Source organism: Streptomyces sp. KR55 (genome assembly GCF_052245645.1).
GTDB lineage: Bacteria > Actinomycetota > Actinomycetes > Streptomycetales > Streptomycetaceae > Streptomyces > Streptomyces flavusporus.
The window spans coordinates 1-14,861 of the sequence record NZ_JBQQCE010000013.1 but is presented as its reverse complement, the minus strand read 5'-3'; the positions used below and the strand labels follow the sequence as shown (position 1 = coordinate 14,861).

The window sequence follows — 14,861 nt, the reverse complement described above, 5'->3', positions numbered from 1 at the left end:
CCTCAATCCTGTTCCAGAAACCCAGTAGATGGTGGTGGGGCCGTCCTCACCATCGACCTCGGACCGGTGCCGCGGCCCTGCTCCGTGTGAGATGACGCCGCTGCCAGGCCGGGCAGCGGCGTCTCAGGGCCTATACCTCGAACTCGACCGGCAGGCTGTCCAGCAGGGACATCCATGTGGACGCGGTCGAGGTGAGCTCCTCCGGCGGCACGGCCAGGTGCAGGCCCGGCAGACGGTGCAGCAGGACGTCCACCGCGATCTCGATGATGGACATCCCGATGTTCTGCCCGGGGCACTCGTGCGGGCCCGCGCCGAACGCCAGGTGCGCCTGGTTGCCCTGCACCGAGACACCCGGGTCGGGCCGGATCTCGGGGTCAAGGTTGCCCGGGGCCAGACCGAGAACGAGCAGGTCGCCCTCCTCGATGCGGTGCCCGCCCAGTTCGACATCGCTGGCAGCGAAGCGCCCCGGTAGGACGGCCAGCGGCGGAGAGTTCCACATGGCCTCCTCCACCACCGCCGAGATGTTCAGCTGACCGCTGATCAGCCCGGAGAGCCGGGAGGCGTCGGTCAGGACCAGCTCCAGCACCCGGGCCAGCAGGTTGGTCGTGACGTGCGCGGCGATCAGCACCGCGCGCAGGTGGGCCACGACCTCGTCGTGGTCGAGCGCCGCGTGATGCTCCAGCAGGCCGGTGGCGAGGTCGGAGCCGGGTTCGGACCGCCTGCGCTCGGCGAGTTCACCGAAGATCTCCCTGATCACGCCGTCGTGCGTGACGGCGTCCTCGCCGCCCTTCATCACCTGGGCGCAGGACTCGACCAGGCGACGCCCCTCCGCCTCGGCAAGCCCCAGAATGCGGGCGATCACGAGCATCGGCAGATAGTCGGCGTAGTCCGCCACCAGATCGGCGCGGCCGGAGTCCGCGAACGCGTCGATCTGCTTGTTGGCGAAGTGCGTGGCGTGGCGCCGGACACCGCGGTCGGCGGCGGACTGCAGCCCGTCGCTGACGGCACCGCGCAGTCGGCGGTGAGCCTCGCCGTCCTGGGACACACAGTCGGGGCGCCAGGCGAGCATCGGAACCAGCGGAGAGTTGTCCGCGATCCGGCCCTCCCGCCAGTCCCGCCAGATCCGCGCGTCCCGGGGGAACTGGAGGGGATTGTCGAGCACTCGCCGGCTGTCCCGGTAGCCCAGTACCAGCCAGGCGGGGATGTCGCCCTCCAGCAGCACCGGAGCCACGGAGCCGTGCTCCTTGCGCAGCCGCTCGTAGATGCCGCGCGGGTCGGTCGCCGCCTCCGGCCCGTACAGCCGGGTGAGCTCGGTGTCATGGCCGAAGGGGCAACCGCGGGGCGTATCGGGATCGTTTAAGGGCTGGGCGTTCATCGGGACTCCAGTGCGACGGCAGAGCGTTCCTTCAAGTGACGTATCAGGGTGACCAGGACGTCACGGCTGGAGGCCCGGTCGCGGGCGTCGCAGGCCACGATCGGGGTGTGCGGGGAGATGTCGAGGGCGTCCCGGATCTCCTCGACCGGATAGTCCTTGGAGTCGGGGAAGACGTTCAGCGCGACGACGAACGGGACGTTCTGCCGCTCCATCTCTTCGATCGCCCGGAAGCTGGAGGCGAGGCGGCGGGTGTCCACCAGGACGATCGCGCCGAGCGCGCCCTTGAACAGGCCGTTCCACAGGAACCAGAAGCGCTCCTGGCCCGGCGTGCCGAACAGGTACAGCATCAGGCTGTCGTTGAGGCTGATCTTCCCGAAGTCCAGGCTGACGGTGGTCTCCGTCTTGTCGGCGACGCCGATGAGGTGGTCGACGTCCGCGCTGGCCTGGGTGAGGGTCTCCTCGGTGGTGAGCGGCTTGATGTCGCTGACCGAGCGGACCATGGTGGTCTTCCCCGTGCCGAAGCCACCGGCGATCATCACCTTGACCGAGCGGGTGCCCCCGCCACCCGGCCCACCGGGACGGTCAAAGCCTTTCAAGTCCACTGAGTACCTCCTCAAGGAGCGCGAGGTCCGGCCCGCGGCCGGCGTGGTGCGCCGGGATGGGGTCACGGGCTTCGACGTGGCCTGCCTCCAGCAGATCCGTCAGCAGCACCGCGAGAATGTTGAAGGGCAATCCGAGGTGGGCGCCGAGTTCGGCCACCGACAGCGGATCGCGGCAGCGCCGGAGGATCTCCTCGTGCTCGTGCTGCATCCCCGGTGCGGGGCTGGTGCGGGAGACGATGAGGGTCGCCACGTCGAGACTCGACGCCGAACCGCCCGGTCCGCTGCGTCCCTTGGTGAGGACGTAGTAGCGCTCGAGACCGGACGGGTTCGTGGGCCGGCGGGGAGCACTCATCCAGAGTGCTCCTCCAGGCGCGGAGTGGTGCCGAGCAACTCACCCATCCTGCGCGCCAGGTCCCTCATCTGGTGGCCGAGCAGGCCCTGGTCGAGGCCTTCCCGGGCGAGGACGCCGAGATAGGTCTCCACCCCGGCTCGTACGACGAAGAGGTGGCCGCCGTCGACCTCGATCATCGCCAGCCTGAGCTGCCCCGCGTACTTGGGGAACTGCTCGGCGACCGGCTGTGCCAGCGCCTGCAGTCCGGCCACCACGGCCGCGAAACGGTCGACGTCGTCGGGGTCCTCGGCGCCGTAGGAGGTGATGGCCTTGCCGTCGCTGGAGGCCACGAGGGCGAAGCGGATCTCCGGAATCGACTCCACCAGATCGCGGAGCGCCCAGCTCACATCGGTTCCCTGCTGCGTCATGTGGACTTGTCGCTCTCTTCAGTGCGGTGCTGCTCGGTGGACTCACGGCGGTCGGCCGTCGCGCCTTCCTCGCCGGGCTCGCGGCCCGCGGTGGCGAAGGCGGCCAGGCCGGCGAAGGACGCGTCGGGCGGAACGGCGGCAACGCTCGTCGTCTCCTCCGTCCGCTCCGGGCGCTCGGCCGGCTCATGGCGTGCCGCCTCGTGCCGCTTGCTGCGGCGCCGGGGCAGGCCGCCGGGCGTGGTGTCCACGGCGTCGTCGGTGTCGGCCGGGTCCGCTGCCGCGTCGCGCTGCTCGCGGGCCGGGGCGGACGGGGCGGCCTGCGCCGTCGGGGCGGTCGCCGCCGGGGCGGCGGAGGCGGCCGCGGGCAGCGGGCTGAAGTACTTGTGCGGAACCACGACCACCACCGAAGTGCCCAGCCACGGCGAGTCCGCGAAGGTGACGCGGATGCCGTACCGGCGGGCGAGGATGCCGACGACGCGCAGACCGGTGTTCGCGTCCTCCGAGATGCCGCCGAGCCCCGCGCCGGGCGCGGTACCGGCGAGGGCGTGCTCGGCCTCGCGCTTCTTCTCCTCGCTCAGGCCCTTGCCGGAGTCCTGGATCTCGATGCCGACGCCGTTCGGGACCTCCTTGCCGGAGACGAGCACCGGCTCGGTGGGCGGCGAGTAGCGGGCAGCGTTGTCGAGCAAGTGCGCAAAGATCAGCGTGAGGTGGTCCACCAGGCCGCCGTCGACGCCGAGTTCGGGCAGGTGGCGTACGTCGATCCGGTGGAAGTCCTTGATCCGGCCGATGCCGCCGCGGACCACGCTGAGCAGGCGCTGCGGCTCCTGCCACTGCCGGCCGGGCCGGTCCGAGCCGCCGAGGACACTGATGCTGGCGGCGAGACAGTCGGCGGGGCCGATCGCCTGGTCGAGCTCCATCAGGCCGCGCGCGACGGCCGGCAGCCGGCCGTGCTCGCCCTGCATCTCGTGCAGCCGGCCGCGGAGCTTGCTGGTCAGGACGTGGATGCGGTTGCCGATGCTGATCACGGCCTGCTCGGCGGAGGTGGAGCGGTTGAACTCCTCCTCGACGCCGATCAGGGCGGTCCGCAGCACCTTGCGCAGATCGGCCTGGAGTTCGGGAGCGACCTTGGCGCACTGGCTGACGGAGGGCAGCAGGTCGTCGATGGCGTCACCGGCGCGCAGCCGCTTCAGCGCGTCGGGCAGCTGCTCGTCGGCGAGGCGGGCCACCGCTGCCTGCTGGTGGGCGAGCTGCTCCTGCCAGATGGCGGTCTGCTCGGCGAGCTGCGCCTCGTGGCTGCGGGCCTGCTCGGCGAGCTGCGCCTGGTAGCCGTCGGCCTGCTCGGTGAGGCGTCCCTCGTAGCTCTCGGCCTGCCCGGCCAGCCGCGTCTAGTACGCCCGTGACTGGTCGGCGAGTTGGGCCTCGTGGGCGGCGCGCTCGGCGGAGTGCTTGCGCTCCAGGCCCGCCACATGCTGCTGCCACTGCTGCGAGTGCTCGGCCTGCGAGGTGCGGAAGCTGCCCTCCGCGCGGCGCAGTTGCGCCTGGGTGCGGATCAGCAGCCGTACGCACACGGAGCTCGCCGCGGTCGCCGCGGCTCCGGCGACGGCGACGGTTATTCGCTCCGAGCTCATGAACGTGGCGGCAACCGTTCCGCCTCCTAAGGCCAGTGGCATCAGCCACCAGCTGTACCAGGCGACAGGGGCCCGCGCCGCCGGGGGCGGAGTGGCGAGTTCCATCTGCATCCTTCGAAGCAACACGATCGAACGGGGGGGTGTGCACAGGGGATGTGCAAGGGGGGTGTGCAAGGGGACCGCACTCATGAGTACGCACCGAGAGCCGACCCGTCGCGATCGCGTCAACTCGCAGCGCCGGACGGGAGCTTATCTGGTTCCAACCCGAAAGGATCAACCTCAGCGGGTGTGCGGACGTGAGGGTTCCGTCACTCTCCGCCAGGAGGGTGTTAATCGACATATGGCCTTTGCGCGCCCGGTTGAGGCCGGGCGACGGGCGAGGAGACGGGCGTCAGCCGCGGGAGGCCGGTCCGAGCAGCCGCCTCAGGGGCATGGAGTGCGTGCCGAATCCCTGCCGTTCGTAGAAGCGGACCGCGTCCGTGTTCGCCGAGTAGGCGGTCACCTCCGCCTGCCCGGCGGCCCAGGCGAGAAAGTCCGAAACCAGACGTGCGCCGGGGAGCCGAGGCGATGGGGCTCTCGCGCGAGCGCAGCGGAGCGTCAGCGTGTCGTCTGGAACGTCCGCCGGTACGTCTGGGGTGACACGCCGATCGCCGTGTGCAGGTGCTGGCGCAGGGACGCGGCCGTGGCGAAGCCGACCTGGCCGGCGATCGTGTCCACGGGGAGATCGCTGGACTCCAGCAGGTGCCGGGCCCGGGCGACGCGTTGTTGGATCAGCCAGCGGCCGGGGCTGAGGCCCACCTCGTCGTTGAAGCGGCGGGCGAAGGTGCGCCGGCTCATCCGGGCGTGGGCCGCGAGGTCGTCGAGGGTCAGCGGTTCGTCGAGGCGTTCGAGGGCCCAGGCGCGGGTGGCGGCCGTGCTCGCGGCGCCGGACTCGGGGACGGGCCGCTCGATGTACTGCGCCTGCCCGCCGTCCCGGAACGGGGGCACCACGCAGCGGCGGGCGACCGTGTTGGCGAGTCGGCTGCCGTGGTCCTTGCGCACCACATGCAGGCAGACGTCGATGCCGGAGGCTGCTCCGGCCGAGGTCAGGACGGGGTCGTCGTCGACGAAGAGCACGTCCGGGTCGAGGTCGATGTGCGGGTACCTGCGCCGGAACTCGTCGGCGAGCTGCCAGTGGGTGGTGGCCCTGCGGCCGTCCAGCAGCCCGGCCGCGGCCAGTACGAAGGCGGCGGTGCAGATGGAGACGATGCGGGTGCCGGGGCGGATCCGGGCGAGCGCGGCGGCGACCTCGTCCGGGAGGTCGGTGGAGACGGACTCCGGTGCGATGGGCGCGACGACCACGGTGTCCGCCGTGCCCAGGGCCTCGGGGCCGTGTTCGACGGTGACGGTGAAGTCGGCGTTGGTGCGCACCGGGCGGCCATCGACGGTGCAGGTCAGCACCTCGTACCGGCCGTCGGCGGCGCCGAAGATGCGCGCCGGGATGCCGAGCTCGAAGGGGTAGACACCGTCGAGCGCGAGGACCGCGACCCGGTGCGTCTGCCGATTGCCACTGTCACTGCCACTCATGGCACGATCCTATCGAAGCTTGGCAATCTTGCCATTCTCCCAGCGGGCCGACCGCGGCAGGCTGGAGCACCATGAGCGATGTGAACACCATGCGAGCCATCAGTCAGGATGTCCTCGGCGGGCCCGAGGTACTGAAGGAAGTGCGGATCGAGCGGCCGGCCCCACGGCCGAACGAGGTCCTGGTCCGGGTGCGGGCCGCCGGCGTCAACCCGACCGACTGGAAGCACCGCGCCTCCGGCGGCTTCCTGGGGCAGCCGCCCTTCGTCCTCGGCTGGGACGTGTCCGGCGTGGTCGAGGCGACCGGGATCGGCGTCGCCCTGTTCAAGCCCGGCGACGAGGTTTTCGGCATGCTGCCGTACCCGTTCGGTCACGGCTCGCACGCCGAGTACGTCACCGGCCCGGCCCGCGCCTTCGCACTGAAGCCCGCCGGGATCGACCACGCGCAGGCGGGCGCGCTGCCGCTGGTCTCGCTGACCGCGTGGCAGGCGCTGGTGGAGCGGGCGGACGTGCAGCCGGGACAGCGGGTGCTGATCCATGCCGCGGCCGGCGGGGTCGGGCATGTGGCGGTGCAGATCGCCAAGGCCCGGGGCGCGTATGTGATCGGCACGGCGAGCGCGGGCAAGCACGACTTCCTGCGCGAGATCGGCGTGGACGAGGCGATCGACTACCGGACGACCGACTTCGCGGAGGCGGTGCGGGACGTCGACGTCGTGCTGGACACCATCGGCGGCGAGACCGCCGTGCGCTCGCTGCGCGTGCTGCGCCCCGGCGGGCTCGTGGTCTCGATCCTGCCGGTCGGTTCGGACGACTTCTACGAGGAGGCCGAGCGGCTCGGCGTCCGGGCGGTCCGGATGCTCGTCGACGCCGACCACACCGGCATGAACGCCATCGCCGGACTCGTCGAGGACGGCCGACTGCACGCGACGATCGCGGGCACCTTCCCGCTGGCCGAGGCCGCCAAGGCCCACGCGCTCGGCGACACCGGCCGCACCACCGGGAAGCTGGTCCTGCTGGTCGACTGACCGCCGCCTCCTGCCACTCCGTCCTGCCCCGCCCTGCCGGAGCCCTCGAAACACGAATGAACTCAGGCTCAATTTCGATGACATATGTCAATCGAACATGCTGAAATTCACTCTATCGGAGGTAACTTGCAGGGCGGGGCCCGCAGTTGTGGGCTCGTCAGGCCGCTTGGAGGCGAGGTCGTCGTGGGGCAGGAGGCTGCGCCGCTCACCCGGCATCTGCGCGTCCACCAGGAGCGGGGGCACACGGTCCTGGAGTTCCGCGGGGAGATCGACATGCTCTCCGCGGCGGAGATCCTCCCACACCTGGACGAGGTGACGGCGCGGCCCGCCCCCCGCATCGTGATCGACCTCAACAGGGTCGAGTTCTTCGACGCCTCCGGGCTGCGTCTGCTATACCGGGCCCGCAGCCGGGTCCTCGCCCACGACGGGCAACTCCACCTCGTCTGCACCCACCCGCTGACCCTGCGCGTCCTGCGGGTCACCGGCCTGTCGCGGCTGCTGCCGCCGCAGCCGACACTGGACGCGGCCCTCCCGCGGCCCGGGACACCCGCCGTCTGACTGGACGGCGCTCCCCCTCATCCGTCGTACATCGGTCAACCATGCGGTCGGCCAAGGGATTTGAGGGGCATGTGGACAGGAGGAAGGAGGACCGTCGCCATGACGACTTCCATCAAGCGCCTCCCCCGGCGCCTGCCCGGCTGGGCGAAGGCCGTGAGCGCCGTCGTGCTGGTGCTCGTCGTGCTGTTCGCCGGGATCCGGCTGAGCGTGCTGCCGGGACTGCGGGACCTGTTCGGCACCGAGACGCATGACCGCTCGGGTCCGGCCCTGCTCAAGTCGATCCAGGACATCAGCCGTTACGACGCCGCCTCCGGCAACTTCCAGGTCGTCGTCGATCTGGAGAAGGACGCCAAGTACCTGCCCGACGCGATTCGCGGCACCCGGACCCTGTACGTCGGCGCGGGCACCGTCGACGCCTATGTCGACCTCGGCAGGGTCGGCGAGGACGACGTGACGGTCGACGAGGACCGTACGTCCGCCACGCTCCGGCTGCCGCACGCGGCACTCGGCGATCCCGCCCTCGACACCGACCGCTCCTACGCCGTGTCCAAGCAGCGCGGTCTGCTCGACCGGCTGGGCGATCTGTTTTCGGACAACCCGAACAGCGAACAGGCCGTGCAGCAGCTCGCGGTGCGGCACATCCGTGCCGCGGCGAAGGAGAGCGAGCTCACCGAGCGGGCCGAGTCCAACACCACCGGCATGCTGGAAGGCCTGCTGGGCTCCCTCGGCTTCAAGGAGGTGCGGGTCACCTACGGAACCTGATCAGGTGGCCGGGACGCCGGGCAGGGTGAGCACGCCGAGCAGCGTGGCGCCCACCAGCAGCCAGGCCACCAGGATCTAGCGAGGGGTTACCGGGCTTCAGTCCGGTGGGGAATCGCTTCTCAATCCTGCTCTGACCCGCGCCGTGGGCACGACTCCGCACTGTTGGCCCTGGCCGGCTGCGGCGGGCGGTTCTGGTTCTCGATGTACCGGCGCACTGTCGCCAGGGGTGCCCCGCCGACGGACCCGGCGAAGTAGGAGCCGGACCACAGCTTGTTGGCTCGGTAGTAGTGCTGGACGAGGTCGGGGAACTCCTGGCGCATCCGGTCGTCTCGTACTCCCCCGCCTCCGGCGGCGGGGGCCCGAGGCCGAGGAACACACGCGCGGCGACCCGCAGTACCGCGCCCGCCGTGACCGCCGAGGCGAGCACACGCCGGCGGAGCCCGCGCCCACGGCGAGCTCCAGGGTGTCGACCGCGCTGACGAGGACCAGCCACAACCCGGTGAGCGCCACCCACCAGGCCAGTACCTCGGCCGGCGCGAGCAGAGTCGTACGCCGGGTCATGGGCGGCCACCTCCGCGGTTCGTCGTGTCACGCTGTGTCATCAAAGCACCAGCCTGGGTGGAGGCCAGGGCGGCGCGCGCGGGTCTCCGGCGGAGTGCCCTGGTCGCAGGGGGCGAAACCGCGGCGGTGGGTCGCGGCATCGTTGTCCTGTCCGGGGGTAACCGCCTTACAGAGATGGGAAGTTGAAGACTGGAGGACCGAATGGCCCGTGCAGCCTTGCTGTCCCGCATCCTGTCCCGCCCGCGCCCCGCCAAGCCCCCCGCCCGGAAGGCGCGCGCACCGCGGCGGCTGCTTCCCCTGATCGGCCGTGCACTGGCGATGGCGTGCGCCTTCGCCGTCATGGTGGCCTTCGCGGTCGTGCTGGCCCGAGTGACCCTGCAGCCCTCCCCCGCCTCCGAGGCGCTGACGCACAGCAATCTGCGGCCGGGCCGCTCCCTCCAGGCCTATCTGGACCAGCCGGCGCTGCGTGACGCGATCCGGCAGATCGGCGGCAATCTGCTGCTCGGGGTGCCCTTCGGGGTACTGGTGCCGGTTCTCGCGCCGCGGGCGCGGGGGATCCTGCGCGTGCTGCTACTCACCGCGGCCGTCATGCTCCTGGTGGAGCTGGCCCAGGGGGCGATGGTCACGGGCCGCGCCTTCGACATCGACGACGTCATCCTCAACACCGTGGGAGCACTGGCGGGCTATCTGCTGCTGGGCCGCCGACTGGGCCGGGCGGTGCATGTACGCCGTTGAGGCCGAGCCTCAACTATTGGTCTGTACCTGGGTATTGACGGCCCCTTACCTCACCTCTTAAATCAAGGTGACCCCTTCACCCCCCCACCTCAGTCGGCGCAGCCGCACCCCGAGGCGCCGTACGGAAGGGAGAGCCCTTGCCCTCGCCACGCCTGCTCCGCAGCTGTCTGCTCGCCGCGCTGTCCGCCGTACTCGTCGCGTCCGCCGCGATCGCCCCCGCCCGGGCAGAGCCTGCGGGCGTCCGGGCGGTGACCTTCTCCGACACGTTCGACGGCCCCGCCGGGGCAGCGGTCGACTCCTCCAAGTGGCAGATCGAGACCGGCGACAACGTCAACAACCACGAGCGGCAGTACTACACACCCGGCACCGACAACGCCGCGCTCGACGGACAGGGCCACCTGGTCATCACGGCCCGCCGCGAGAACCCGGTCAACTACCAGTGCTGGTACGGCCGTTGCGAGTACACCTCGGCCCGGCTGAACACCGCGGGGAAGTTCACCGCGCAGTACGGGCACGTCGAGGCCCGGATGAAGATCCCGCGCGGGCAGGGCATGTGGCCGGCGTTCTGGATGCTCGGCAACGACCTGGGCGACGTCGGCTGGCCGGACTCGGGCGAGATCGACATCATGGAGAACGTCGGCTACGAGCCCTCGACGGTCCACGGCACGATCCACGGCCCCGGCTACTTCGGCTCGGGCGGCATCGGCGCCGCCTACTCCCTGCCGAACGGCCAGGCCTTCGCGGACGGCTTCCACACCTTCGCCGTCGACTGGGCACCCGACTCGATCACCTGGTCCGTGGACGGGAACGTCTACCAGCGCCGGACCCCCGCCGACCTGGGCGGAAGGACCTGGGTGTTCAACAAGCCATTCTTCCTGATCATGAACCTGGCGGTGGGCGGCTACTGGCCCGGCGACCCGGACGGCTCCACGGTCTTCCCGCAGCAGCTCGTGGTGGACCATGTGTCGGTGACGACCAGCGACACCGCGACCGGCGTGGCGATCAGAGGGCTGGCCGGCAAGTGCGTCGACGTCGCCGGGGCGAGCTCCGCCAACGGCACCCCCGTACAGCTGTACGACTGCAACGGCTCCGCCGCGCAGCAGTGGACCGTCGGCTCGGACGGGACGATCCGGGCGCTCGGCAAGTGCCTGGACGTCACCGGCCACGGCACCGCGGACGGCTCGACCGTGCAGCTGTGGGACTGCACGGGAGGCGCAAACCAGCGATGGGTCGTCACCGCGGCGCGCGACATCGTCAATCCGCAGGCCGACAAGTGTCTCGACGTCACCGGCAACAGCTCGGCCAACGGCACCCGGTTGCAGATCTGGAGCTGCACGGGCGGTGCCAACCAGAAGTGGACGGTCGGCTGAGCTCCACCGGTTCTAGTGCGGGATCCAGGTGAACTTGTCGCCGCCCACCCATCGCACCACCTCCGGATCGTCGAGGTCGTGGACCGTGATGCCGAAGGCGGCGGCGGTCTCCAGGACGTCGGTGACGGCCCGCGCCGCCCCGACCACTTCACCGTCTATCTCCACGATGCGGAAGGGCGGCCGCCCGGGCTGAACGCCGAGCACCATGATCCGCGGGTGGGAGATATGGGGGCTCGCGATTTCGGTCATGACATCGAGCGTAAGTCGGATCCGGCCGTCGCGACCCTCGTGCGTCTGCTCGACGAGCGGCTTGCAGCCCGGCGGTGGCCGGGTGCCGGCCGTCGTGCGGCCACCGCACTGCTGGGGAACCCTGGAGGAGTCCCCGGAGGAGGTGGCGATGGATCCCTTCGAGGCCCTGGACCGGATCGCCTTCCTGCTGGAGCGGTCCCTGGCTCCGACGTACCGCGTCCGTGCCTTCCGCAGCGCGGCGCGGGTGCTGAAGGCGCTGCCGGAGGACGAGGTGCGCGAGCGGGCCGCCGCCGGGTCGCTGGAGTCCCTCAAGGGAATCGGCCCGAAGACCGCGCAGGTGGTGCGGGAGGCGCTGGCCGGGCAGGTGCCCGGCTATCTGGAGCAGCTGGAGGGCGAGACGGGTCTGGTCGACCCGCGGGTCCGGGGCGGTGAGGGGCTGCGGGCGCGGCTGCGCGGGGACTGCCATGTGCACTCCGACTGGTCGGACGGCGGCAGCCCGATCGACGAGATGGGCCGGGCCGCGGCGGCGCTCGGACACGAGTGGACGGCGCTCACCGACCACTCGCCACGGCTGACCGTGGCCCGCGGGCTGTCCGCCGACCGGCTGCGCGCACAGCTGGACGTGGTGGCGGACCTCAACCGGACCTGGGCTCCGTTCCGGCTGCTGACCGGCATCGAGTGCGACATCCTCGAGGACGGCTCGCTCGACCAGGAGCCGGAGCTGCTCGAGCGGCTCGACGTCGTGGTGGTGTCCGTGCACTCCAAGCTGCGTATGGATGCCCGCTCGATGACCCGCCGCATGGTGACCGCCGTACGCAGTCCGCATGCGGACGTCCTCGGCCACTGCACCGGGCGGCTGGTGACCGGGCGGGGGCGGCCGGAGTCGGAGTTCGACGTCGACGAGGTGTTCGCGGCGTGCGCCGAGTCGGGCACGGCGGTGGAGATCAACAGCCGCCCGGAGCGGCTCGACCCGCCCCGCCGGCTGCTGCGCCGGGCCGTGTCGGCCGGCGTTCTCTTCGCGATCGACACCGACGCACACGCCCCGGGGCAGCTGGACTGGCAGATCCACGGCTGCGCGCGGGCGGAGGAGTGCGGGGTGCCCGCGGAACGGGTGGTGACGACGTGGTCGGCCGATGAGCTGCTGGCCTGGACGCGGGAGGGGCGGGTTCCGGCCGGGGCGGCGTGATCCATGACCGGGACGGCTTGGCGGGACCGTCGCGTGGTACTCGTGCGGCTGATGAGGCAGAGCGGAAGGGACTGGCCATGGATCGCGCGGCCGTGTTCGACGTCGACGGGACGCTCGTCGACACCAACCACCTGCATGTCGCGACCTGGTGGGAAGCCTTCCGGCAGGCAGGGCACCGGATCCCGATGCACGCCATCCACCGCGCGGTGGGCCTGAGCGCCTCCGACCTGATCGCGCACCTGCTGGGCGACGACCGGGACACGGAGCGCGACGACGAGCTCAGCACCGCGCACAAGGCCCTCTACGGTCAGTACTTCGACCGGCTGCCCGCACTGCCCGACGCCGGTCGGCTGCTGCGCCGGCTGCACCGGGACGGGTGGACCGTGGTGCTCGCGACCTCGGCGGGCGGTCCGGAACTGACCGCGCTGCGCCGCGCGATCGACGCGGACGAGGCGATCACCGCCACGGCCAGTGCCGACGACGTGGCGGCGGGCAAGCCGGCGCCCGAGCCCGTCGCCCACGCCCTCGAACTCGCCGGCGTGCCCGCCGAGCGGGCCGTGTTCGTCGGCGACACCGTGTGGGACATGCAGGCGGGCAGCAGGGCCGGGGTGCGCTGCGTGGGCGTGCTCTGCGGCGGGATCCCGCGGGCCGACCTGGAGGAGTCCGGGGCGGACGCGATCTACGACGGCCCCGCCCATCTGCTCGCCTCCCTGCCGGACGGCGCGCTGAGCTGAACCGTCGCCGGAGGTGACACACATCACCGCCCTGTGCGGCGCCGGGCGGAACACCCGGGGGTGCCCGCCCGTTGAACACGCCGTGGGTGCGGATGGGACAGTGTCCCCGGGCCTCACCTTTTGCCCACAGGGACGATCGTTCGGCTGAAGCCCTGTGGAGCCTTTCGCCGAGAGGCGACCGCCATCCGTGCCCACCACATGGCCGCCCCGGCCGGAATCCCCCGTCCGGTCGGGGCTTTCCCCTGCGCGCGCATTGCTGCGTATGCGCTCACGCGTCCGGGTACTCGGACCTTCACGGCGGAGTACGCCCGAGAGGAGCCGAACGTGAGCAACGCAGCGGGCAACAGGATCGTCGTCACCGGCGCCACCGGCAACGTCGGCACCAGTGTCATACGCCTTCTCTCGGAGGACCCGCAGGTCGGGTCCGTGCTGGGGCTGGCGCGTCGGCTTCCCGAGTGGCAGCCGCCGAAGACCGACTGGTCGGCGGTCGACATCACGTCCGAACAGGCCGACCTCGTCAGGGAGTTCCTGGGCGCCGACGCCGTGATCCATCTGGCCTGGGCCTTCCAGCCGACGCACGATCCGGCCACGACCTGGCGCACGAACGTGCTCGGCGGCATCCGGGTCTTCGACGCGGTCGCCGCGGCGGGCGTGCCGACGCTGGTCCACGCCTCCTCGGTGGGCGCCTACTCGCCGGGGCCCAAGGACGACGCCGTGGACGAGTCGTGGCCGACACACGGCTGGCCGGACGCCGCGTACTGCCGGGAGAAGGCCTATCTGGAACGCACCCTCGACACGTTCGAGCGCGAGCACCCCGGGATCCGGGTGGTGCGGATGCGGCCCGCCTTCCTGTTCAAACGCGAGTCGGCGAGCGAGCAGCGCCGGATCTTCGGCGGGAAGTTCCTTCCGGGGCCGCTGGCCCGTCCCGAGCTGCTGCCGTTCCTGCCCGACGTTCCTGGGCTGCGCGTACAGGCCCTGCACACCGACGACGCGGCCAGGGCGTATCTGCTCGCGGTGGGCTCGGACGCCCGGGGCGCCTTCAATCTCGCGGCCGAGCCGCCGGTCGACGCGGCACTGCTGGGCAAACTGCTCGGGAGCCGTCCGGTACGGCTGCCCCGGACCGCGGCCCGCTCGGCGATCGCCGCCGCCTGGGGACTGCATCTGCTGCCGGCCTCCCCGCACCTTTTCGACGCCGTCGTCCGGCTGCCGCTCATGGACTGCAACCGCGCGCACACCGAACTCGGCTGGCAGCCGGAGTACACGGCGACCGAGGTGATCGAGGAGTTCCTGCAGGGGCTCCAGCAGGGGGCGGGGGCACGGACGGAACCGATGCGGGGCCGCAAGGTCGGCTGACGCACGCGCGGCGCGGTCAGGCCGGTGACTCGTCCGGTGCCGGGTGCTCGGGATGCACGGTGGCCGAGTGCGGGGCACCCTGTCTGCCCGTCCCCGCCTCGTCCGTGTCGGGGACATCGGTGGCCGGCTCCTCGGTCTCGGCCACGTCCGTCTCGTCGCCGCCGCGGTCCGTTGTGGGGGTGGGCACCTCCCAGGGGTCCTCCTCGCCTTCGCGGGCCTGCTGGTCGGGCAGGTCCCTGGACACCGGGTCGGGGCTGCGGCCGGGTTCCTCGTGTCGGTGGTGGCTCACGACGGGCTCCCTTCGTGTCGTCCCCAGGCATACGCGAGTACCGCCGGCCATGGCGACGAAACCGCACGTCATGATGGGCCGGCGCTCAGTGCGACGCCCGCCCGCCTGAGGT

The 14,861-nt window shown here is 71.5% G+C and carries 15 protein-coding genes and 2 pseudogenes; 8 read left to right on the top strand and 9 right to left on the bottom strand.

The genetic code is table 11. The features are described from left to right. Positions 1 to 130: 130 nt before the first annotated feature. The 6 genes and pseudogenes from ACTWQJ_RS03450 to ACTWQJ_RS03425 all read right to left on the bottom strand — a co-directional run bounded on the left by ACTWQJ_RS03450 (position 131) and on the right by ACTWQJ_RS03425 (position 5,930). Positions 131 to 1,375, bottom strand: a complete 1,245-nt coding sequence (locus tag ACTWQJ_RS03450) for a cytochrome P450 (protein WP_224737532.1) — start codon at positions 1,373 to 1,375, stop codon at positions 131 to 133. After that, entirely contained in the window at positions 1,372 to 1,977 is a 606-nt protein-coding gene (locus ACTWQJ_RS03445; RefSeq protein WP_224737533.1) for a GTP-binding protein, read from the bottom strand. The genes ACTWQJ_RS03450 and ACTWQJ_RS03445 overlap by 4 nt, the downstream gene beginning before the upstream one ends. Beyond that, complete coding sequence (locus ACTWQJ_RS03440) at positions 1,958 to 2,329, bottom strand: DUF742 domain-containing protein (RefSeq protein ID WP_224737534.1); 372 nt, start codon at positions 2,327 to 2,329, stop codon at positions 1,958 to 1,960. Before ACTWQJ_RS03440 ends, ACTWQJ_RS03445 begins: the two co-directional genes overlap by 20 nt. Further along, positions 2,326 to 2,736 (bottom strand): roadblock/LC7 domain-containing protein, encoded by a 411-nt coding sequence (locus ACTWQJ_RS03435; protein WP_015655861.1) that lies wholly within the window; start codon positions 2,734 to 2,736, stop codon positions 2,326 to 2,328. The genes ACTWQJ_RS03440 and ACTWQJ_RS03435 overlap by 4 nt, the downstream gene beginning before the upstream one ends. After that, positions 2,733 to 4,469 (bottom strand): annotated as a pseudogene (locus ACTWQJ_RS03430) (ATP-binding protein). Before ACTWQJ_RS03430 ends, ACTWQJ_RS03435 begins: the two are co-directional and overlap by 4 nt. 492 nt (positions 4,470 to 4,961) lie before the next feature. Next, positions 4,962 to 5,930 carry a GlxA family transcriptional regulator gene (locus ACTWQJ_RS03425; RefSeq protein WP_443305118.1) on the bottom strand — a complete coding sequence of 323 codons (969 nt, stop codon included), beginning with the start codon at positions 5,928 to 5,930 and terminating at the stop codon, positions 4,962 to 4,964. Positions 5,931 to 6,001: 71 nt separating this feature from the next. On the opposite strand from ACTWQJ_RS03425, the gene ACTWQJ_RS03420 reads away from it, so the two are divergent. The 3 genes from ACTWQJ_RS03420 to ACTWQJ_RS03410 all read left to right on the top strand — a co-directional run bounded on the left by ACTWQJ_RS03420 (position 6,002) and on the right by ACTWQJ_RS03410 (position 8,272). Continuing rightward, a complete protein-coding gene (locus ACTWQJ_RS03420) occupies positions 6,002 to 6,952 on the top strand; it encodes an NADP-dependent oxidoreductase (RefSeq protein WP_443305117.1) in 951 nt (316 codons plus the stop codon). A 183-nt stretch (positions 6,953 to 7,135) separates the two neighbouring features. After that, positions 7,136 to 7,510, top strand: coding sequence for an anti-sigma factor antagonist (locus ACTWQJ_RS03415; RefSeq protein ID WP_385267617.1), 375 nt, complete (start codon positions 7,136 to 7,138; stop codon positions 7,508 to 7,510). Positions 7,511 to 7,609: 99 nt separating this feature from the next. Further along, positions 7,610 to 8,272 carry a DUF4230 domain-containing protein gene (locus tag ACTWQJ_RS03410; protein WP_443305116.1) on the top strand — a complete coding sequence of 221 codons (663 nt, stop codon included), beginning with the start codon at positions 7,610 to 7,612 and terminating at the stop codon, positions 8,270 to 8,272. Positions 8,273 to 8,454: 182 nt separating this feature from the next. On the opposite strand, the pseudogene ACTWQJ_RS03405 reads toward ACTWQJ_RS03410, so the two are convergent. Further along, a pseudogene (locus ACTWQJ_RS03405) lies at positions 8,455 to 8,610 on the bottom strand (IS200/IS605 family transposase); the annotation flags it as partial. Between the two features lie 424 nt (positions 8,611 to 9,034). On the opposite strand from ACTWQJ_RS03405, the gene ACTWQJ_RS03400 reads away from it, so the two are divergent. Continuing rightward, positions 9,035 to 9,568, top strand: coding sequence for a VanZ family protein (locus tag ACTWQJ_RS03400; RefSeq protein WP_443305115.1), 534 nt, complete (start codon positions 9,035 to 9,037; stop codon positions 9,566 to 9,568). Between the two features lie 137 nt (positions 9,569 to 9,705). After that, positions 9,706 to 10,938, top strand: coding sequence for a ricin-type beta-trefoil lectin domain protein (locus tag ACTWQJ_RS03395; RefSeq protein ID WP_443305114.1), 1,233 nt, complete (start codon positions 9,706 to 9,708; stop codon positions 10,936 to 10,938). A gap of 12 nt (positions 10,939 to 10,950) precedes the next feature. Here the strand turns inward: ACTWQJ_RS03395 and ACTWQJ_RS03390 are convergent, their stop codons facing one another. Continuing rightward, the gene (locus tag ACTWQJ_RS03390) at positions 10,951 to 11,187 is read right to left on the bottom strand and encodes a hypothetical protein (protein WP_129803217.1); all 237 of its coding nucleotides are present in this window, start codon (positions 11,185 to 11,187) and stop codon (positions 10,951 to 10,953) included. A 148-nt stretch (positions 11,188 to 11,335) separates the two neighbouring features. On the opposite strand from ACTWQJ_RS03390, the gene ACTWQJ_RS03385 reads away from it, so the two are divergent. The 3 genes from ACTWQJ_RS03385 (at position 11,336) to ACTWQJ_RS03375 (ending at position 14,460) form a co-directional block, all read left to right on the top strand. Beyond that, positions 11,336 to 12,373, top strand: a complete 1,038-nt coding sequence (locus ACTWQJ_RS03385; RefSeq protein ID WP_443305113.1) for a PHP domain-containing protein — start codon at positions 11,336 to 11,338, stop codon at positions 12,371 to 12,373. Between the two features lie 77 nt (positions 12,374 to 12,450). Further along, positions 12,451 to 13,107 carry an HAD family hydrolase gene (locus ACTWQJ_RS03380; RefSeq protein ID WP_443305112.1) on the top strand — a complete coding sequence of 219 codons (657 nt, stop codon included), beginning with the start codon at positions 12,451 to 12,453 and terminating at the stop codon, positions 13,105 to 13,107. 324 nt (positions 13,108 to 13,431) lie between these two features. After that, complete coding sequence (locus tag ACTWQJ_RS03375) at positions 13,432 to 14,460, top strand: SDR family oxidoreductase (RefSeq protein ID WP_443305111.1); 1,029 nt, start codon at positions 13,432 to 13,434, stop codon at positions 14,458 to 14,460. Between the two features lie 16 nt (positions 14,461 to 14,476). Here ACTWQJ_RS03375 and ACTWQJ_RS03370 read toward each other — a convergent pair whose 3' ends face one another. Further along, positions 14,477 to 14,749 carry a hypothetical protein gene (locus tag ACTWQJ_RS03370; protein ID WP_443305110.1) on the bottom strand — a complete coding sequence of 91 codons (273 nt, stop codon included), beginning with the start codon at positions 14,747 to 14,749 and terminating at the stop codon, positions 14,477 to 14,479. Between the last annotated feature and the right edge of the window lie 112 nt (positions 14,750 to 14,861).